The organism is Pseudomonas sp. KH_017, assembly GCF_057840285.1.
The window spans coordinates 5,673,203-5,692,047 of the sequence record NZ_CM174509.1 but is presented as its reverse complement, the minus strand read 5'-3'; the positions used below and the strand labels follow the sequence as shown (position 1 = coordinate 5,692,047).

Below are 18,845 nucleotides of genomic sequence, written 5' to 3'. Positions count from 1 at the left end.
GTGCCTGTCGTTTTTGTCGCCGCTTCCAAGCTGCCAACGCCTTTTGCGCAATTCACCATGCATGGCTTTCTCGATGAAGCCACCGGCCGCGAGCACGTTGTGCTGAGCCTGGGTGAGATTGCCGACGGTGCCCCGGTACTCGGCCGGTTGCACTCCGAATGCCTGACGGGCGATGCCTTGTTCAGCCAGCGTTGCGACTGCGGTTCGCAACTGGAGGCCGCCTTGCAGGCCATCGCCCGCGAAGGTCGTGGCGTGTTGCTCTACCTGCGTCAGGAAGGCCGGGGCATTGGCCTGTTGAACAAGATCCGTGCCTACGAACTGCAGGACGGTGGCGCCGATACCGTCGAAGCCAACGAACGCCTGGGCTTTGCCGCCGACCAGCGTGACTACGCCATGTGCCTGCCGATGCTGGAGCATCTGGGCGTGAAGTCCCTGCGGCTGATGACCAACAACCCGCGCAAGGTCAAGGCCTTGACCGACATGGGTATCGTGGTCGCCGAGCGCGTGCCGCTGCACACCGGCCACAACCCGCATAACCGACTCTATCTGGCGACCAAGGCCAGCAAGCTCGACCACATGATGGGCAATGAGCATCAGGGCGAGGTAGACCGGGCGTGACCCGCGGTCAGGTGCGGCGGCGACTGTCCATCAACTGGTGGCAATACCTGGCGCTGGCCTTGCTGCCGCTGTTTGTGATCAATGCGGTGTTCGGCCAGAGTGAAGCCATTCTGCCGGTGCTGGCGATGCCGTTGTTCATCGCCGGAGTCGCCTCGATGTTTGTCAGCCTGAAGTTTTTCGGCGCCTACAAACACGCACTGATTGCCACCCAGAAAGCCCTCGATACCCCTGAAGAACCTGGCGCCTGGATCAGTCTGGCGGCCAAGCGGCGCACGGCATTCCTGGCCGCCGGGCTGCCGGCCTGGATCGGTGCCCTGGCGGTGTTCGTCGGTCTCGAAGCCGTGCCGCTGATGCTGCTGGCACTGTCGACCGCCGTGCTGTTCTACCTTTACCGTATTCCGCGTCAACTCGGTTGATGCGCGCGGTCTGGCTGGCGGTGTCGCTGCTGGCCGCCAGCGGCTCGGCAGTCGCGGTCGAACGGGTTGTAAGCCTCGCCCCGTCGCTCTCTGAAATCGTCGTTGAACTGGGCTCCGCCGACCTCCTGGTCGGTGTGCTGGACGCCGGTGAACGACCTGCCGAACTCAAGGACCTGCCCTCCGTTGGCCGCTATGGCCAGTTGGACATGGAGCGCTTGCTCAGCCTGAAACCCGATCTCTTGCTGCTATGGCCCGGTAGCGTCGGCCCGGCCCAGCGTGATCAGCTCAAGCGACTGAATATTCCCACCTACGTCGCCGAACCCCACAGCCTGAACCAGCTCGCCGCGCAGATCGAGGCTATTGCCGCTCAGCTCGATCGGCCTGAGCGCGGAATTTCATTGGCCCGCGATTTACGCCAGCGGCTGGATGAATTGCGCCAACGCTATCGCCGGGACAAGCCGTTACGGGTGTTTTATCAGGTCTGGGATCGGCCGCTGTATACGGTTGGCGGCGAGCAGATCATCAGCGATGCACTGGAGGTCTGCGGTGCGCAAAACGTGTTTGGTGACCTGAAACTGCCGGCACCGCAAGTCAGTGTGGAAGCCGTGCTGCAGCGTAATCCCGAGGTGATTCTGGCCAGCGAACAGGCGCAGCTCGATGCGTGGAAAGCCTGGCCACAGGTGGCGGCCGTGGCACAGGGACAGTTGCGCTTGGTGACGGACAAGGGCCTGGAGCGGCCGAGTGGGCAGATGATTGAGGCAACTGCCAAACTCTGCCAGTTGATCGCACCCGACCGCTGAGACCGAGTCGACTGTTTCGCGAGCAAGCCCGCTCCCACAGGATCGCGCTAAACCTGTGGGAGCGGGCTTGCTCGCGAAGAGGTCGGCCCAGACAGTACAAAGCCCGGATCAGATCTCCGGCGTCCACGTCACCCCAAACAACCACGCCCGACCTTCCTCACGATACCCGTACTGGCTACCTTGGTAGCTGTACAGCGCCCGGCTGTAACCCTTGTCCAGCAGGTTATCGACCTTCAGCTCCAGCCGGATTTCACGGTTGAGCTCCCAACTGCTGCGCAGTCCCAACAAGGCATAACCGCCCAACGGCTGTTGATTGTTCAAGTCGTCATAGCTGCTGCTGACCGCTTGCCAACTGGCACCGAGGCCCAGGCGATCGAACTGTCGGTCCAGATCCCAGCTCAAGGTGCGCCGCGAACGCCGGGCCAGGGTGCGGCCCGTATCACGGTCGCGTGGGTCGATGATCGCAATGCCAAGGTTGCTCTGCCAGCCAAACAGTTCCTGCTTCAGTGCGGCTTCGAAGCCGTTGATTCGCGCGGAAGCAACGTTCTCGGGGCGCAAGTTGCTGCCGAAGACGATCGCGTCTTCAAGGTCGGTGCGATACAGCGACGTCTCCAGGCGACTGTTCTCGGTCAATTGGCTGCGCCATTGCAGCTCATAGCTTTTCGAGGTTTCAGGCTTCAGGTCCGGGTTGCTGAAGTCGGGGTAGTACAGATCGTTGAAGGTCGGCGCGCGGAAGCCTTCGCTGTAGGTCAGCAGCACTTCGTTGTCCGGGTTCAGCGGCAGGCTGAAGGTGCCGCTCCAGGTGTTCTGGCTGCCGAACTGCTGGTTGTCGTCGTGACGCAAACCCAGCTCTGTGGAGAAACTGTCGGCCCGATAGCGGTGCTGGATGTACGCCGCACGGTTCCAGCGACTGTCCTCATCGAATGCGGTACTGCTGTTGATGCGGTCTTCATACCAGTCACCGCCGAGCAGCAAACTGTTGCGCTCGTTGAGCGTCAGGTCGTTCTGCCAGTTCACCGAATCGCGGTAGGTGTTGAACACGCTGCGCTCATCGCTGAGCTTGTCCAGGGTCTTCTCGCGGTTTTCGCTGTGGCCGAACTCGATGCGGGTTTTCCACAGATCATTGATGCGCGCGTCGATGTAACTGCTGACACTGCTCACATCGAATTCGTTGTAGGGCTGCTGTTGGACCGACTCGAACGTATTCATGTCGAAGCGCCCGAACGGGTTGTCGAACTCGCTTTTGCCGCGGTTATCCAACGCGTTGGCGCCGATTTCGATGTCATCGCTGAGTGCGTGGCTCAAGCTCAGGCTGAACGACTGGTTTCGGTACTGGTCATGGTCGCCGTCGCTGGGGTATGACTCATGGGTGCGATTGATCCCGGCGGTTTCGTCGAGGCTGGCGCCGAGGTTGAAGCGGGTCTGTTCATCGCCGCCGGACAAACCGAGGCTGCGCTCCCAGGTCTGGTTTCTGCCGAAGCCAACGTGCATCCGCGGCTGCAGGCCTTGTTCACCACCACGGCGGGTGAAGATCTGGATTACTCCGCCAATCGCATCACTGCCATAAATCACCGAGCGGGAGCCGCGCAGCACTTCCACGCGCTCGACCTGCTCGATATTGATGTGTTGCAGGTTACTGTCGCCGGAGGTCGAACTGCCGATGCGTTGTCCATCCACCAGCACCAGGCTCTGGGCCGACTGGGTGCCGCGGATGTAGACACCCGGAAGGCTGCCGCGCCCGCCGGTCTGCGAGACTTGCACGCCCGGCACCCGACGCAACAGATCAGTGACGCTTTCGGGTTGCAGGCGATCGATGTCTTCGCGGGTGAATACGGTGTTGGCGGCGCTGCTGTCGTTGCGCGCTTCGACCTGGCGGTTGGCGCTGATCAACACGTCGGGCAGCTTCAGGGCCTGGTCGCGTTCGAAGGTGTCGGCCAGCAATTGACCGGCCGGCAACAGGGTCAGCGTCAGGGCGAAGGGAGAGAGTTTCATGGGTAATCCGTTGGTGTTTCGTGGCGCACACAAATCAAATGTGGGAGCGGGCTTGCTCGCGAAGGCGGAGTGTCAGTCAACTTCTCAGTTGAATGATCCGACGCTTTCGCGAGCAAGCCCGCTCCCACAGGGGTGTTGCATGTATCCAGGGATTTAGATGTTGAGCAGTTGCAGGCGCTCGCGGATCGAAGCCTCGATTCCGGCTTCATCCAAGCCACACTCAGCCAGCATTTGCGCAGGCTTGGCGTGTTCGACGTAAATGTCCGGCAGGCCCAGGTGCAGCACCGACTTGAGGATGTTTTCGCGGGCGAGGAATTCGCTGACCGCGCCACCGGCGCCGCCCATGACCGCGTTTTCTTCGACAGTGACCAGTAGCTCGTGGCTGCTGGCGATTTCGCGAACCAGTGCTTCATCCAGCGGCTTGACGAAACGCATGTCGACCACCGTTGCGTCCAGCGTCTCGGCGACTCTCAGGGCTTCGGCCAGTTGCACGCCGAACACCAGCAGGGCGACTTTGCTGCCCTGGCGGCGAATCACACCCTTGCCGATCTCGATAGGCTCGAGGTCTTTCTCGATAGTCGCGTTCGGGCCGTTGCCGCGCGGGTAACGCACCGCCGCCGGGCCTTCGTACAGGTAACCGGTGGTGAGCATTTTGCGCAGCTCGTTTTCATCGCTCGGGGTCATCACCAGCATGCCGGGAATGCAGCGCAGGAACGACAAATCGTAGCTGCCGGCGTGGGTCGGACCGTCTTCGCCCACCAGGCCAGCGCGGTCGATGGCGAACAGCACGTCGAGATTCTGCACCGCGACGTCATGCACCAACTGGTCGTAGCCGCGCTGCAGGAAGGTCGAATAGATGGCCACCACGGGTTTGGCGCCTTCGCAGGCCATGCCGGCCGCGAGGGTGACGGCGTGCTGCTCGGCAATGGCCACGTCGAAGTAGCGCAGCGGGAAGCGTTCGCTGAAAGCGACCAGGTCCGAGCCTTCCTTCATCGCCGGGGTAATCCCGACCAGGTGCGGATCGGCAGCCGCCATGTCGCACAGCCATTCACCGAACACACCGGAATATTTCGGCCCGCTGGCCTTTTTCGGCGCGGCGGCCGGGGCGTCCAGCGGTTCGAGTTTGGTAATGGCGTGGTAACCGATCGGGTCGACTTCCGCCGGGGCGAAACCTTTGCCTTTCTTGGTGACGACGTGCAGGAACTGCGGGCCTTTCAGATCGCGCATGTTGCGCAGGGTGGCGATCAGGGTCGGCAGGTCGTGGCCATCGATCGGGCCGATGTAGTTCCAGCCCAGCTCTTCGAACAGCGTGCCGGGAACCAGCATGCCTTTGGCATATTCTTCGGTACGACGGGCGATTTCCCAGGCACCAGGCAGGCGCGACAGCACTTTCTTGCTGCCTTCGCGCATGCTCGCATAGGTGCGGCTGGAAAGGATCTTCGCCAGATAGTTCGACAAGCCACCGACGTTGCGCGAGATCGACATGTCGTTGTCGTTGAGGATCACCAGCATGTTGGCGTCCACTTCCGGCGCATGGTTCAGCGCCTCGAACGCCATGCCCGCGGTCAACGCGCCGTCGCCGATCACCGCGATCGCCTTGCGCTCGCTGTTTTGCAGGCGGGCGGCAATCGCCATGCCCAGCGCTGCACTGATCGAGGTGCTGGAGTGGCCGACGCCAAAGGTGTCGTATTCGCTTTCGGAGCGGCGCGGGAAGGCAGCGACGCCGTCCTTCTGGCGCAGGGTGCCCATGCGCTCGCGACGACCGGTGAGGATCTTGTGTGGATAAGCCTGATGACCCACGTCCCACACCAACCGGTCGTCCGGGGTGTCGAAGACGTAATGCAGCGCAATGGTCAGCTCGATCACGCCCAGGCCGGCACCGAAATGCCCACCGGTCTGGCCGACCGTGTAGAGCAATTCCAGGCGCAACTCATCGGCCAGGGTTTCCAGCTCGGCTTCGCCTAACCGGCGCAGGCCGTCCGGCGTGTTCGCGCGGTCGAGCAGGGGCGTGGTCGGGCGTTTGCGGGGAATCTCATGAAACGTCGTGGGCATCAGGCGAATCGTTATAGGTATAAAAGATGCGGCAGTTTACCTGATGCATCGGTCCCTGCCCACGCGTTGGTTTTTTTTGGCGGATTCGCCGTCAGCTGCGGCGATCGACGATATACCGGGCCAGATCGCGCAACGGCTCGGCCGCTGCGTCAAACGGTCGCAGCGCGTGCAGGGCCTGGTCGCGCAACTCCAGGGCATAGGCCTTGGCAGCGTCGAGGCCGAGCAGGGCCGGGTAGGTCGGTTTGTCCCGGGCAATGTCGGCACCCTGGCGTTTGCCGAGGGTTTCGGTATCGCTTTCGACGTCGAGAATGTCGTCCTGCACCTGGAACGCCAGGCCGATGGCCTGTGCATAAGTCTGCAGGGACTTGAGTTCGTCTTTCTCGGCACGCCCGCTGGCCAGGGCGCCGAGTTTGACGCTGACCTCGATCAACGCGCCGGTCTTGTGCCGGTGCATGTACTCCAGGGCTTTCTGATCAAGCTTCAGGCCGACCGAGCCGAGGTCGATGGCCTGACCGCCGACCATGCCCGCGGGGCCTGCCGCCAGCGCCAGGGCGCTGACCATTTGCAGGTGGATCTCGGCGTCCAATGTGCTCAGGCGCGGGTCGAGCAGGGCGCTGAAGGCCAGGCTCTGCAAGCCGTCGCCGGCGAGGATCGCGCAGGCTTCATCGAATTTCTTGTGGGTGGTTGGCTGGCCGCGACGCAGATCGTCATCGTCCATCGCCGGCAAATCGTCATGCACCAGCGAATAGGCGTGGATCAGTTCCACAGCACAGGCTGCGCCGTTGGCTTGCTCGGCCTTGCCGCCCAACGCTTCGCACGCGGCGTAGGCCAACAGTGGACGCACGCGTTTGCCGCCATTCATCACGCTGTAGCGCATGGCCTCATACAGTCGCGCCAGCTCGGGGCTCGGTGCAGTGAACAGGGTTTCCAGAGCCGCATTGACACGGGCCTGGCTGCTTGCCGAGTACGCTGCAATCATTCTGGCTGATCCGCGTCGAAGGGTTCCTCGGCCAGCTCGCCATCACGCTCGAGCAGTACCTGAACCTTTTGCTCGGCCTGGGCCAGCGCCGCCTGGCAGTCGCGAGTCAGACCGATGCCTTGCTCGAAAGCGGCCAGCGAGTCCTCCAGCGACAATTCGCCATTCTCCAGACGCTCCACCAGCGTTTGCAGGTCGGCGAGGGACTGTTCGAAATCCAGTGCAGCTTTTTTGCGGGCCATGGCGGCGATTTCCGGTTGACGTTAAACCGGCGCGACACTAGCAGATAGGGGGTTCATGGGCAAATGAAGGGGGTGGTTGGTGCAAGGGTTTCAGCGCTCAGGATGCGCTTGGTCGGGATATTTGATCTGGTAGCGAGTACTGCGCCCGCCACCCGGCAGGCGTTTCAGGCAATCCTTATCCAGCAGTTCGGCCAGATGCCGGGTCGCGGTCGCTTTGGAGACTTTCGCCACGGCTTGATACTGCGCCGCACTGATCCCGCCTTCGAATCCACGCTCCCCTGCGTCCAGCAAACGATTCAGTACTTTGGTCTGCTCGGTCGACAGCCCGGACTCCCGGTGCGCCTGCCAGAAGCGCGCTTTGCCCAGCACGGATTCGATCCGTGCCATGGCCTGTTGCAGGCTGCGCAATAGAGTTTGCAGGAACCATTCGAGCCAAACCGTAATGTCCGTGTTGGATTTCTGGCAGGTTTCCAGCACCCGGTAATAGCCAGATCGATCCTCGAGAATACTTGCCGACATGGCATAAAAACGGATCGCCTGAGCCTCGCCTTGAGCCAATGCAAGGTCGGTGATCGTCCTGGTCAGGCGACCGTTGCCGTCGTCAAACGGGTGGAGTGTGACAAACCAGAAGTGTGCGATGCCAGCTCGAAGCAAAGGGTCGGGCCCGGACTGATTTCGGCTGGTTTCAAACCATTCGAGGAAGGCATCGAGTTGGCGCTCAAGGCCCAGGCGAGGCGGTGCTTCGAAGTGCACGGTCGGTCTGTCGAGACGACCGGAAACCACTTGCATTGGATCATCGCCGCGCAAAGCACCTACACGAATGCTTTGCGCGGCCAAGCCGATTTCCTGTTCTGGAAACAGCCACTCATGCCAATCCAGCAATCGTTCAAGTGTCAGCGGCTCGGCGAAATGTTGGGTAGCATCGAGCATTAATTGCGCGAGCCCTTCACTGCGCTTGCTGACGTTGTCGCCATCATTGAGTTCCAACCCCAATCGCCGCGCCAATGAAGAACGAACTGAACCGACATTCAGCTGTTCGCCTTCAATCGCCGACGAGGTGACGATGTTCTGCAGCAATGCATCCAGTTCACTTTGTGCACTTAGTGAGCTGCCCACGGAGCTGGCCATGCCCATCAACCGCCCTTGCGCTTGAACGCATTCGCGCAGTAACGGCGCCAAGCGTTCGACATGCCAGCTGAAGTTCGGCCAATCAGGCTGTTGCCAGATCCAGTGAGGTGCCATGAATTCGCTGCTCTTGGATTGAGTGAGCCGATTAGAAAGGTTATTCGGCTCATTTAGTGAGCCGAATATGACGCCTATTCGACTCATCGTCCAGCCACTACGGTGAATCCCTCCGCACTTTCACATGCAGCCGATTGTTAAAAAACATCCCAATCGCTAATCTTCGCCCCATCTACGACCCGACACTCACGGGTCTTTCAGACGAAACGCAGTATTCACATCTGTAACGCGCCCAGGATCAGGCGCAAGGTTTCGTCCTGCATGGCAGGAGGCGTCGCATGCGCTCATTTCTTTTGCTGCTGACCGGGTTGGTTTTCGCGCCTGTGATTCTGGCCGCGCCGAATGCCGAGTTGTCGGAGCCGGTGGGCGGCTGGCGTTACAACGGTCTGCTGGACCGTAGCGAAAACCCGCAAGTCGCCTATCCCACGCCACCGATTGATCGGGGCGTGCAGCGCAATCGCACGATGATCGAAGGTCGGCTCAAGGCCATCGGTACCCAGCGCGGGCCGCACACCTTGGCGGTCAACGGCAATCCGCTGAATCTCTATACCGACGAGCAAGGGCGTTTTGCCCGCCCCTATGCGTTTGGCGCCGGTTCCAACAGCGTCGAAGTGCGCAGCGCCGAAGGCCAGTCCCTCAAGCGTGTTCAATTCTATGAAGCCAACAACCTGCGCACCCCGGCGCGGATTCGCGTGGTGCTGGGTTGGGACGATCCGAAAGCCGAGCTCGACCTGCATATTGTCACGCCCGATGGCCAGCACGCCTTCTGGGCGCACTCGGCCTTGACCAATGGCGGCGGCCTCGACCCTGACGGCGTCGATGGCCCGGGTCCGGAAATGTTCACCATGACCGCACCGCTGCGTGGCACTTATCTGGTTTACGTGAACTATTGGGGCAACTTCGGCAGCGGCGGCTATAACTTCGATGAGTCCGGCAACCAGAACGAGGTCATTACCTCGCAGATCAACCTGGTGCTCAACGAAAACACCGTCGATGAAAAACGCGAGACGTTCATCGTGCCCCTGCGCGCAATCGGCGACCTGCTGCTGGTCAAGACTTTCAACTACTAAGCATCCCCGCTCCACGGATGAACATCGGGTTTTGTGAACATGAGTGATAGCACTGTTACTCCGGCCGCTGGCGCACCAGCGACCAAACCTTCCCTGCACTGGCCGACGCTGCTGATCGGGATATGCCTGGTCGTTGGCGTGGCCGGTGGGCTGGGGTGGTTCATGCACAAGCCCAAGGCCCCGGCGCCTGTGTTGGCCAGTGACAAACTGGGCATGAGCCGCCCGGATGGCCTGCTGGAATCCCATTCCTTGAGCCAATTGCCCAAGGACCTGCTGGCGGTGCCGTTCCTCAAGGAAACCCTGACCGAAGATTTCGTCTTCTATTACGAAACCCATGCCGACCGCCTGGGGTTGATTGGCAGCTTGCGGCGGATCATCTACGAACATGACCTGAAACTGCAGGACACCTTGATCGAGCAACTGTTCGATCAGCCTGCCGACGTAGCGTTGTGGCGCGGGGCGGATGGTCGGCTCAAGGATTTCCTGCTGGTGATGGATCGCGGCGGGCTGGCCAAGGTGCTGGAGCCGCTGGCCAAAGTGGCGCTGGACGACGCGCAGTTGAGCAAGGTCGCTGACGTGAAGGTCGGCGCCGATGACGTGGCGCTCTATCAACTCAGTTACAACGCGAGCAAGGCGCTGCTGTTTGCGTCCCATGGCGACAAACTGGTGGTGCTGTCCAACCCGGCGAAACTCTACGATCCGCAAAGCGGTGCAACGGAAGAATCGGGCAGCGTGTCGACCACGGCCATTGCCGCGCTGCTCAACGGCGACAAACTGTTCCCCGAAGCCTTCGGCCTGCCACCTCGTGCGCCGGAGGTGAAACAACGCCTGTCGGTCAATGCCAGTGTGTTGGCCATGGGTTACCAGCGCTTCATTCCGAACTTCGCCGGCCTGCGCTTCGACATGGACGACAGGGGCTGGCACAGCTTCCTGGCCATGGATGAACTGGAGAATCAGCCGGACTTCGATTTCAAACCAATCTGGCAAGCCATGCCCATGGGCGCCAGCGCTTGCGTGGCGTTGCCGCTGGCTGCCGAACAACAGAAACCGCTGCTGGTGAAACTCGGTGCCGAAGATGACGTGGCACAAGCGTTGACCGAACACATGGCCGGTGCGGCGGGCCTGTGCTGGTATGCCGATTCACGGTTGTACACGCCCTTGCTGGTGGCCAGCCTCAACGATGACGACGGCGGCAAATTTGATGGCGATCTGGGCAAGCTGTTCGGCTCGATGGTCGGCGCCTATGAAGGCAATGTCGCCGAGCACGCATTCCCGGTGGTGGAGAAACAGGAAGGGCAGAGCCATCAGTGGCAGCGGCAAGTCAGTTCCAGTTTCGGCCCGTACAAAGCCAAGGACGCCGAGAACCCGGAGGCGATCAGCGGCAAGGCGTTCATGCGTGTGAGCCTGGCCCGCCATGGTTCAACCTTGCTGTTTTCCCTCGACGACAAACTCGTCGACAAGGCCCTCGGCACTCTCGACAAACGCTTCCCGCCGATGGCCGACGTGGTGCCCAAGGACCTGCTGATGCCGGTGTATTTCGGCCCGGATTCCATGGCGCAACTGATGCAGCAAGAAACTCTCGACAGCCTGCCTCAGGACATGGAGCCGGTGTTCTACAACGCCGCGCAAACCTACCTGATCCCGAAACTGCGCAAGTTCGGTGGCTACGGCAAATACGCCCTTACCTTGCCTGAAGGCAGCGAGCCAGACGGCCACTGGCAGTGGCTGCCGCTGGAGTGGAAAGCCCTGTGACGGCATTGATCCGAAGTCTCGGCCTTCTGGCGTTGTTGCTGAGCGCGGGTGCCCACGCTGTCGAGGCACCATCGCTCGACCCACAGCAATCCCAGGTGTTTCGTGCCTGGTTCGTGCGCATCGCCCAGGAGCAACTGAGCCAGGGCCCGAGCCCGCGTTGGTATCAGCAAGACTGCGCCGGGCTGGTGCGCTTCGCTGCCAATGAAGCGTTGAAAGTCCATGACGACAAATGGCTGCACAGCAATGGCCTGTCCAATCGCTACCTGCCGCCGGAACTGCAACTGAGCGACGCCCAGCGCGGTCTTGCCCAGCAATGGCAGCAGGGCGGCGGCAAGGTCGGGCCATACGTCAATGCGATCAAATTGATCCAGTTCAACAGCCATCTGGTCAGCCGCGATGTGTCTCAAGCACGCCCCGGCGACCTGATGTTTTTCGATCAGGGTGACGACCAGCACCTGATGATCTGGATGGGCCGCTACATCGCCTATCACACCGGCACCAGCACCCCCACCGACAACGGCATGCGTTCGGCAAGCCTGCAGCAACTCATGACATGGAAGGACACCCGATGGATACCCGACGCAGCCAACCCCAACTTCATCGGCGTCTATCGACTGAATTTTCTTTCCCAATGACCGGTGCCCGCATGCTGCGTTTTCTGTCTCTGCTGTTGGTATTGGTGCTGCCGTTCTCGGCGGTAAACGCCGAAGACTCGGTCCCGGCCAGCGGCTATGCGCCGGTGGCCGGCGAGAGTTTTTTCCTGCTGGCCGACAGCAGTTTTGCCAGCGATGAACCGGCGATGGTCCGACTCGAAGCGCCGGGCCGCGACTATCGCCGGTTTCGCATGGAGCCCTACGGCGGCGCCGACATTCGGGTGTATCGCATCGACAAGCCGCTGGATTTTCTCAAGCGCCAGAAGAACTTGCATCGGGTGGTCAGCGATGGCCAGTTCAAGGGTGAAGGTCTGTCCAACACCCTCGCTTACCTGTGGGACAACTGGTATCGCAAATCCCGTCGGGTGATGCAGCGGGCGTTTTCCTACGAGTCGCGTAAACAGGTCACCGAGGAAGTGCCGGAGCTGAAGATGGGCAACGCGATGGCCGCGCCAACGCCCTACGATGCGCAGCCGCAATTCGCGCTGATACCGGGTTTGCCGGTGGTCAGCCAGTTCCGTTATCCGTTGTGGCAGGCCAAGCCGATCCAGCCACCTGCCGGGGTGAACCTGGCCGGTTCTTCCAGCGAGTTCGTCAGCGTCGCGCCGGGCAACGTGTACATCCCGTTGGGCAATCTCAAGCCGGGTCTGTATCTGGTGGAGGCGCTGATCGGCAAGTACCGCGCGACCACCATGGTGTTCGTCTCCAACACTGTGGCGGTGAGCAAGATCGCCGGTGACGAACTGCTGGTGTGGGCCGCGCGCAAACACGAGGGCAGTTCGGTGCCGAAGGTCAATGTGCTGTGGACCGATGGTCTCGGCGTGATGAGCAGCGGCGCCACCGATACCGACGGCTTGCTGCGCCTGAAACACGTCAGCCCTGAGCGTTCGTTCGTGATCGGCGAAGACGAAGAGGGCGGGGTGTTCGTCTCCGAGAACTTCTACTACGACAGCGAAATCTACGACACCAAACTCTATGCCTTCACCGACCGGCCACTGTATCGGCCGGGGGATTGGGTGTCGCTGAAAATCGTCGGGCGGGAGTTCAAGAATGCCCGGGATTCGGTGCAGCCCACCGCGGCCGACGTCAACGTGACCGTGCTCGATGCAACCGGCACGGCGCTGCAATCCCTCGATCTGAAGCTCGATTCCAAGGCGGGTACCCAAGGCCGATTCCAGTTGCCCGATAACGCCGTGGCCGGTGGTTATGAACTGCGTTTCAACTACAAGGATCAGGCCTACAGCAGCGCCTTTCGCGTCGCTGAATACATCAAGCCGCACTTCGAGATTTCGCTCAATCTGGCCAAGCAGGATTACCGTACTGGCGAAGCGGTCAAGGGCAACCTGGTGCTGCTGTACCCGGACGGCAAGCCGGTGGCCAATGCGAAATTGAGCCTGAGCCTGCGCGCCCAACAACTGTCGATGGTCGACAACGAACTGCAGTACCTCGGGCAATTTCCGGTGGAACTGACCAGCACCGAATTGACCACCGACGCCAAGGGCAATGCGTCCCTCGACTTGCCGGCAGCGGAAAAACCGAGTCGCTACATGCTCACGGTGTTTGCCAGCGACGGCGCGGCGTATCGGGTCAAGACCACCAAGGAAATCCTCATCGACCGTGGCGCGGCGAACTTCCGCTTGAGCGCGCCTCAACGCTTCAGCGCGGTGGGTGACAAGGTTGCCTTCAGCTACACCCGCGAAGGCGAGCAAGCCGATGCCGTTACGCCAGGCAGCTACGGCTGGGTACGCCTGGAAGACCAGAGCACCGGCGAAGGCAAACTCGCGGCAACCGACAAGGGGTTCACCCTGGCCTTTGACCGGCCGGGCACCTACAACCTGACGCTCAAGGATGATCATGGCCGGGTGGTCGGTGCCACCGGTCATTCGGTTACCGGCGAAGGTGTCAAAGCCGTACCCGGCACCGTGGAAATCGTCCTCGACAAACCCGAGTACATCGCAGGCGATGAAGCGCTGGCGCTGATCACTTTCCCCGAGCCAGTGAGCGATGCGCTGCTATCTCTGGAGCGCGACAAGGTCGAAGCCACTGCGTTACTTTCCAAAGGCGGCGACTGGCTGAAGATGGAAAAACTCAGCGATACCCAATACCGCGCGCGCATCCCGGTGAAGGACGGTTTCGCACCGAACCTGACCTTCTCGGTGCTGTACACCAAGGGCGGCCAATACAGTTTCCAGAACGCCGGCATCAAGGTGGTAACGCCACAGATCGACGTGGTTATCGCCACCGACAAAGAAACCTATCAGCCGGGCGAAACCGTGTCGGTGGACCTGACCACCCAGTTCGCCGGCAAAGCGATTCCCGCGCACCTGACGGTCAGCGTGGTCGATGAAATGGTCTATGCCCTGCAACCGGAAGTCGCGCCGAGCATCGACCAGTTCTTCTATCACCCACGGCGCAACAACGTGCGCACCAGTGCCAGTTTGTCGTTCATCAGTTATGACGTCGCCTTGCCGGGCAGCCCCGGTGCGCCAGGCAAAGCCAATCGCAGTGAACGCGGCGTGAAGGTGCTGGAACGACCGCGTCGCGAGGACGTCGACACCGCGGCGTGGCAACCTGAGTTGCTGACCGATGCCAACGGCAAAACCCGCTTCACCTTCAAGATGCCCGACTCCCTGACCCGCTGGCGCATCACCGCCAGGGCCATTGCCGATGGCGGTCAGGTCGGGCAGAAGAAGCAGTTCGTGCGCTCGGAAAAACCGCTGTACCTGAAGTGGAGCGGTCCGACTCGATTCCGCGCCGGCGACAAACCTGAGCTCGGTGTGTTCGCTTTCAGCCAGGCCGAGAAACCGCTCAAGGCCGAACTGGTGACCCATTTCGCCGGCAACGAACAGCGCGTGCCTGTGACCTTGAACAGCGGCATCAACTACATCCCTTTGCCGGCCTTTGAACTGGCCAATGGCGAGTGGAGCGCCGAGCTGGTGCAGGATGGCAAAACCGCTGATGCCCTGGCGGTGCGCCTGAGCGCGACCGGTGAAGGCTGGCAGGTGACTCAAACCCAGAGCCTCGATGTGGGTGAGGGCGATACGCCGCTGACGCTGCCGACAGACGCCAGTGATATCCGCCTGCGCCTGGATGACAGTCCGCAAGCGTTGTTCCGTTCTGCACTCGACGATCTGTTGAGCTACCCCTACGGTGGCGTCGAGCAGACCGCCAGCCGCCTGTTGCCGTTGAGCATCGCCTACCCGACGCTGGCGGCGAATCCGCAGATCCGCGATCGCTTGCGCCTGATCATGCAAAACAGTCGCTTGCGCCTGGTGCAAATGGCCGGCCCTTCGGCGAGCTTCACCTGGTGGGGCATGGACGGCGAGCCGGATGCCTTCCTCACCGCCTACGCCTATTACGCCGACTGGCACGCCAGTCAGGTGCTGGAACTGAGCCTGCCGCCGGAGCATTGGCAGCGGGTACTGGAGGTCTACGCCAAGCAGGCGAAGAACACACCGCTGTTGCAGCGGGCGCTGATCCTGTCGTTCGCCAAACAGATGCAGTTGCCGGTCAACACCTTGCTCAGTGGCTTGATGGACGACCTGGCGAAAGCGGGCGAGGGCGCCGCCGCGAACCTGATGGAGGACGGTGAAGACAGTCTCGTCATGAGCGATCCGGATTCCGCCTTGGGGCTGGCTGCCGCACGAGTGCTGACGGCATCGCTGGCCAGGCAAGCGAAGGTCGCTTTGCCGGACGCGTTCAATCGGCAACTGGCCGACGCGCAGCAACGTCTGGCGGTCAGTTCCCAGCCGTTTGCCGAAGCGCTGAACCTGTCGCTGCAACCCTTCGATCAGGCTCACGCCCAGGCCTTGCTGCAACGTTTGCTGCCACAGCAATCGACCCTGGAACGTGCGTTGGCGTTGACCTGGCTGCAACGCAGCATCGAGCAGGCATCGCCCACCATTGCATTGGCGCCGGGTGAAGGCTGGAAGAAGCAGTACGGGGTTTCTGGTGAGATGTATTGGACGTGGCAGGGGCCTGCGCCAGTGCCGGCGGTATTGACGCTGACCGGGGTGCAAGAGCGTCCGCTGCGCGCTGCATTGAGCTACCGCAGCCAACAGCCGGCGGTCGATCCGATGGCCGTGACCATCACCCGTCGCCTGTCGCGACTGGTGCCGGGGGATGAGGCTTTCACCTTCAAACTTGAAGCGGTCGGCAACGCGCCGCTGTCCAGCGACAACCTCTATCTCGACGAAGTGATCATCACCAGCAAGGCCGCCAAACCGTTGCGTTACGGGATGCTGGAAGTGCCGCTGCCACCGGGCGCCGATGTCGAACGCACGACCTGGGGCATCAAGCTCATGGGTAAGGCCGGCACCGAACCGACATCGCTGGAGAAGGCGCGATTCGAACCGGGGCAAATGGCTTACGCCGTTCCGGTCGATGCCTTGAGTGGCGAATTGCGTCTGCGGCACTTAGTGCGTTTCTCGCAGAAGGGGCAGTTCAACTTGCCGCCGGTGCGTTTCACTCAGGTGTATGCGCCGCAGCATCAGGCGCTTGAACAAAAAGCAGCCCTTGGCCAGGTCACGGTTCACTGACGTGCACAGGCTGCTGATAGGTGGGTTGCTGTGTTTGATCACTGTGCTGGCGACGGCGCAGGACGAACCTTTGCGCCTGGCCCTGAAGGGCGACTTGTTGTCGCTCAGCCGAACGCAGGTGATCAACCGCGAGCCGTTGCCGCAGACCTTGCAGGCGCCACTGGGCAGTGTGTGGAAGTTGTTCGTCTACGCCTGGCTGGTGGACACCGGCGCGCGCGAGCCGGCTTATGAATGCCGCGGCCAGTCGAAAGAAGAGGTTTATTGCTGCACGGCGGGCGGCAGGATCGAGCGTGATCAGGCGTTGGTGAAGTCATGCGGTCTGTATTTCGAACCTGCGCGGTTGGGCATCGGCGATGCCGATTGGCGAGCCTATTGGCAGATGCGGCAGGCGCCACAATGGTTGCTGGATTTGCCTTCGTTGCAACCGGCTACAAGGGTTTCGGTGGCGGAGTTGTTGAAGGTGCTGTCGGTACTGCCGGCGCAGGATCAAGCCCGGCGTGTGTTGCTCGATGTGGTGCTCAATGCCGCTGATGGCCAAGCCGTCGACGAACTCGGAAGCCGTCTGCGGGTGAAGACCTGGAGCTGGTTGGCGGATCAGGACGCAACATCGCGTCAGGGCGGGTTTGCCGGTTGGACGGCGGACGGCACACCGGTCTGGGCCGGCGGGCGCGGTACCAGTCAACGGGTTCTTCGAGATTACGCGCAGGCACTGTCTACGGTGATTCCTGTTGCATGGCCTGCGGATGCAGGGCGGTGTGTAGAGGTCGACCTGTTCTCCCGCTATCCACTTCGGCGCGTGCTGTCAGGTGGCAGTGTGGTGTCCTCCGGGGTGTTGCGAGGTGACTACCGCGTTGAATTCGCCAAGGGTAATGCGCTGGATATTCACAGCGACGGCGAACTGTTTTTGCTGAATGACAAGCTCGTGGCTCGTCTGGATCGTGAAGAGTACGTGGCCCGTGTTCTCCAGCGCGAAGCCAGCGCCGAACCGGTCGAGGCCGCCAAAGCCCTGGCCGTGGCCATCCGCACCTACCTGCTGCAAAACGCCACGCGCAGCGGTGACTGCCTGAGCATCGACGACAGCAGCAGCCGTCAGCGGGTCGCACCGCGTCCGGCGTCGCCCGAGTCTCGCGATATCGCCGCCTGGACCAGCGACCTGGTGCTGGCCGGCAGCACCGTCACCTACCATTCCGATGAGCCCGGCCCGGACAAACTGTCCTGGCAGCAAGCCGTCGAACAGGCCCGTGCCGACCAGCGCTACGACGCCATCCTGCTGCACGCCTACCCACGCGCCAGTCTCAGTCGCTGGGACAACCCGGTCGCGTCCTGCGAAGCGTTGCCCGCCGCACAAGCATGGCTGCAGAAACAACGGCGCGGCTGGCGCCCAAAGCTTGAAAGCGAAACCGGCTACAACGAAGTCAGCACCTTCGCCGTCTGCCGCCTGGCCTTCGGCCGCCCTTATGTCGACCGCGAACGGCAGCGTATCTACGTGCGTGGCGCGCAGACACTGCAAGACCGCCTCGACCTGACCCACGAATACCTGCACCTGGCCTTCGAAGCACACCCCAACGGCCAGGATGAAACCTACATCGAAGGGCTCGCCCGCCACCTCTTGCTGGAATAGTCCATGAAACTCCGTTATCCACAGGTCTTGCTGTTTCTCTGCTCGCTGGTGGCGTTGCCATCGGTGATGGCGGCTGACAGCGTCAAACTTGACACCCCCGCAGGCGGCTGGCGCACCGGCGCGCCTGAGGGCGAAGGGGAAAACTTCCGGCAGGCCGTCAACTACCCGGCCTCGTCGGTGAATACCCCGGCAGGGCAGGCCAACACCGCTCGCATCAGCGGGCAGATCAAAGCCACAGCCAAATCCACAGAACCCGGCCGGCTGATCGTCAACGGAGTGAGCATGCCGCTGAAAATCGACCCGGCCGGCCGCTTCGATCGCCCGTTCTCATTCCCCAACGGCAGCAACAGCGTCGAGGTTCGCAGCCCCGATGGCCAGCAACGTCAGCGCACGCAATTTCTCAACAGCAGCGGCGGTGCGACCCCGGCCAAATTGCGCGTATTGCTGGCGTGGGACAGCGACAACACCGACCTCGACCTGCACCTGATCACCCCCGACGGCGCCCACATCTGGTACGGCGACCGCGTCGCCCCCAACGGCGCCGCGCTCGACGTCGACGTCACCACCGGCTACGGCCCGGAAATCTTCGCCATGCCCGCGCCGATCAAGGGGCAATATCTGGTCTATGTGAACTACTTTGGCGGCGGTTACAGCAGTGATGAAGAGGGGCAGGAAGACGCGGTGCAAGCGCTGACCACGGCGCAGGTGACGGTGATTACCGAGGAAGGCACGCCGAGCGAGAAGATGGAGACCTTCCTGGTGCCGATGCGTGCGGTGGGGGAGTTGACGTTGGTGAAGTCGTTCAACTATCCGTGAGGCTGAGGTACAACTTGCGCAGGGTTTGCACACGGCGAGGTGGAGGCCTATTAGCGT

General features: G+C 61.8%; 14 protein-coding genes. 9 read left to right on the top strand and 5 right to left on the bottom strand.

All coding sequences use genetic code 11. The annotated features are described in order from the left end of the window. The 3 genes from ribA to AC3IT6_RS25915 are packed head-to-tail and all read left to right on the top strand — an operon-like array spanning position 1 to position 1,834. Positions 1 to 618 carry a GTP cyclohydrolase II gene (gene ribA, locus AC3IT6_RS25925; RefSeq protein ID WP_056728926.1) on the top strand — a complete coding sequence of 206 codons (618 nt, stop codon included), beginning with the start codon at positions 1 to 3 and terminating at the stop codon, positions 616 to 618. Continuing rightward, positions 615 to 1,034, top strand: coding sequence for an MFS transporter (locus AC3IT6_RS25920; RefSeq protein ID WP_223449103.1), 420 nt, complete (start codon positions 615 to 617; stop codon positions 1,032 to 1,034). The genes ribA and AC3IT6_RS25920 overlap by 4 nt, the downstream gene beginning before the upstream one ends. Continuing rightward, positions 1,034 to 1,834 carry a cobalamin-binding protein gene (locus AC3IT6_RS25915; protein ID WP_489353557.1) on the top strand — a complete coding sequence of 267 codons (801 nt, stop codon included), beginning with the start codon at positions 1,034 to 1,036 and terminating at the stop codon, positions 1,832 to 1,834. The genes AC3IT6_RS25920 and AC3IT6_RS25915 overlap by 1 nt, the downstream gene beginning before the upstream one ends. A gap of 108 nt (positions 1,835 to 1,942) precedes the next feature. On the opposite strand, the gene AC3IT6_RS25910 is transcribed toward AC3IT6_RS25915, so the two are convergent. From AC3IT6_RS25910 to AC3IT6_RS25890, 5 genes are all read right to left on the bottom strand, one after another. After that, positions 1,943 to 3,826 (bottom strand): TonB-dependent receptor domain-containing protein, encoded by a 1,884-nt coding sequence (locus tag AC3IT6_RS25910; protein ID WP_489353556.1) that lies wholly within the window; start codon positions 3,824 to 3,826, stop codon positions 1,943 to 1,945. 153 nt (positions 3,827 to 3,979) lie between these two features. Then, positions 3,980 to 5,878, bottom strand: a complete 1,899-nt coding sequence (gene dxs, locus AC3IT6_RS25905) for a 1-deoxy-D-xylulose-5-phosphate synthase (protein WP_489353555.1) — start codon at positions 5,876 to 5,878, stop codon at positions 3,980 to 3,982. A 91-nt stretch (positions 5,879 to 5,969) separates the two neighbouring features. Then, complete coding sequence (locus AC3IT6_RS25900; RefSeq protein ID WP_489353554.1) at positions 5,970 to 6,857, bottom strand: polyprenyl synthetase family protein; 888 nt, start codon at positions 6,855 to 6,857, stop codon at positions 5,970 to 5,972. Continuing rightward, positions 6,854 to 7,096 (bottom strand): exodeoxyribonuclease VII small subunit, encoded by a 243-nt coding sequence (locus AC3IT6_RS25895; RefSeq protein WP_007970180.1) that lies wholly within the window; start codon positions 7,094 to 7,096, stop codon positions 6,854 to 6,856. The genes AC3IT6_RS25900 and AC3IT6_RS25895 overlap by 4 nt, the downstream gene beginning before the upstream one ends. 90 nt (positions 7,097 to 7,186) lie before the next feature. Next, a complete protein-coding gene (locus tag AC3IT6_RS25890) occupies positions 7,187 to 8,338 on the bottom strand; it encodes a Fic family protein (RefSeq protein ID WP_489353553.1) in 1,152 nt (383 codons plus the stop codon). A gap of 278 nt (positions 8,339 to 8,616) precedes the next feature. Between AC3IT6_RS25890 and AC3IT6_RS25885 the strand changes: the two genes are divergently transcribed. The 6 genes from AC3IT6_RS25885 to AC3IT6_RS25860 are packed head-to-tail and all read left to right on the top strand — an operon-like array spanning position 8,617 to position 18,788. Continuing rightward, positions 8,617 to 9,408: a YfaP family protein gene (locus AC3IT6_RS25885; RefSeq protein ID WP_489353552.1), complete on the top strand. Its 792-nt coding sequence runs from the start codon at positions 8,617 to 8,619 to the stop codon at positions 9,406 to 9,408. A 39-nt stretch (positions 9,409 to 9,447) separates the two neighbouring features. Further along, positions 9,448 to 11,160, top strand: a complete 1,713-nt coding sequence (locus AC3IT6_RS25880) for a DUF2138 domain-containing protein (RefSeq protein WP_489353551.1) — start codon at positions 9,448 to 9,450, stop codon at positions 11,158 to 11,160. Beyond that, positions 11,157 to 11,795 carry a DUF1175 domain-containing protein gene (locus AC3IT6_RS25875; protein ID WP_489353550.1) on the top strand — a complete coding sequence of 213 codons (639 nt, stop codon included), beginning with the start codon at positions 11,157 to 11,159 and terminating at the stop codon, positions 11,793 to 11,795. The genes AC3IT6_RS25880 and AC3IT6_RS25875 overlap by 4 nt, the downstream gene beginning before the upstream one ends. Further along, positions 11,792 to 16,351 carry an alpha-2-macroglobulin family protein gene (locus tag AC3IT6_RS25870; RefSeq protein ID WP_489353549.1) on the top strand — a complete coding sequence of 1,520 codons (4,560 nt, stop codon included), beginning with the start codon at positions 11,792 to 11,794 and terminating at the stop codon, positions 16,349 to 16,351. The genes AC3IT6_RS25875 and AC3IT6_RS25870 overlap by 4 nt, the downstream gene beginning before the upstream one ends. Further along, positions 16,329 to 17,972, top strand: a complete 1,644-nt coding sequence (locus AC3IT6_RS25865) for a DUF2300 domain-containing protein (RefSeq protein WP_489353548.1) — start codon at positions 16,329 to 16,331, stop codon at positions 17,970 to 17,972. The genes AC3IT6_RS25870 and AC3IT6_RS25865 overlap by 23 nt, the downstream gene beginning before the upstream one ends. A 3-nt stretch (positions 17,973 to 17,975) precedes the next feature. Beyond that, the gene (locus tag AC3IT6_RS25860; RefSeq protein ID WP_489353547.1) at positions 17,976 to 18,788 is read left to right on the top strand and encodes a YfaP family protein; all 813 of its coding nucleotides are present in this window, start codon (positions 17,976 to 17,978) and stop codon (positions 18,786 to 18,788) included. Positions 18,789 to 18,845: the final 57 nt, after the last annotated feature.

Excerpts from the sequence above, each read along its gene's own strand:
- AC3IT6_RS25915 (WP_489353557.1), top strand. The coding sequence starts at position 1,034 with ATGCGCGCGGTCTGGCTGGCGGTGTCGCTGCTGGCCGCCAGCGGCTCG.
- AC3IT6_RS25910 (WP_489353556.1), bottom strand. The coding sequence starts at position 3,826 with ATGAAACTCTCTCCCTTCGCCCTGACGCTGACCCTGTTGCCGGCCGGT.
- dxs (WP_489353555.1), bottom strand. The coding sequence starts at position 5,878 with ATGCCCACGACGTTTCATGAGATTCCCCGCAAACGCCCGACCACGCCC.
- AC3IT6_RS25900 (WP_489353554.1), bottom strand. The coding sequence starts at position 6,857 with ATGATTGCAGCGTACTCGGCAAGCAGCCAGGCCCGTGTCAATGCGGCT.
- AC3IT6_RS25895 (WP_007970180.1), bottom strand. The coding sequence starts at position 7,096 with ATGGCCCGCAAAAAAGCTGCACTGGATTTCGAACAGTCCCTCGCCGAC.
- AC3IT6_RS25890 (WP_489353553.1), bottom strand. The coding sequence starts at position 8,338 with ATGGCACCTCACTGGATCTGGCAACAGCCTGATTGGCCGAACTTCAGC.
- AC3IT6_RS25885 (WP_489353552.1), top strand. The coding sequence starts at position 8,617 with ATGCGCTCATTTCTTTTGCTGCTGACCGGGTTGGTTTTCGCGCCTGTG.
- AC3IT6_RS25880 (WP_489353551.1), top strand. The coding sequence starts at position 9,448 with ATGAGTGATAGCACTGTTACTCCGGCCGCTGGCGCACCAGCGACCAAA.
- AC3IT6_RS25870 (WP_489353549.1), top strand. The coding sequence starts at position 11,792 with ATGACCGGTGCCCGCATGCTGCGTTTTCTGTCTCTGCTGTTGGTATTG.
- AC3IT6_RS25860 (WP_489353547.1), top strand. The coding sequence starts at position 17,976 with ATGAAACTCCGTTATCCACAGGTCTTGCTGTTTCTCTGCTCGCTGGTG.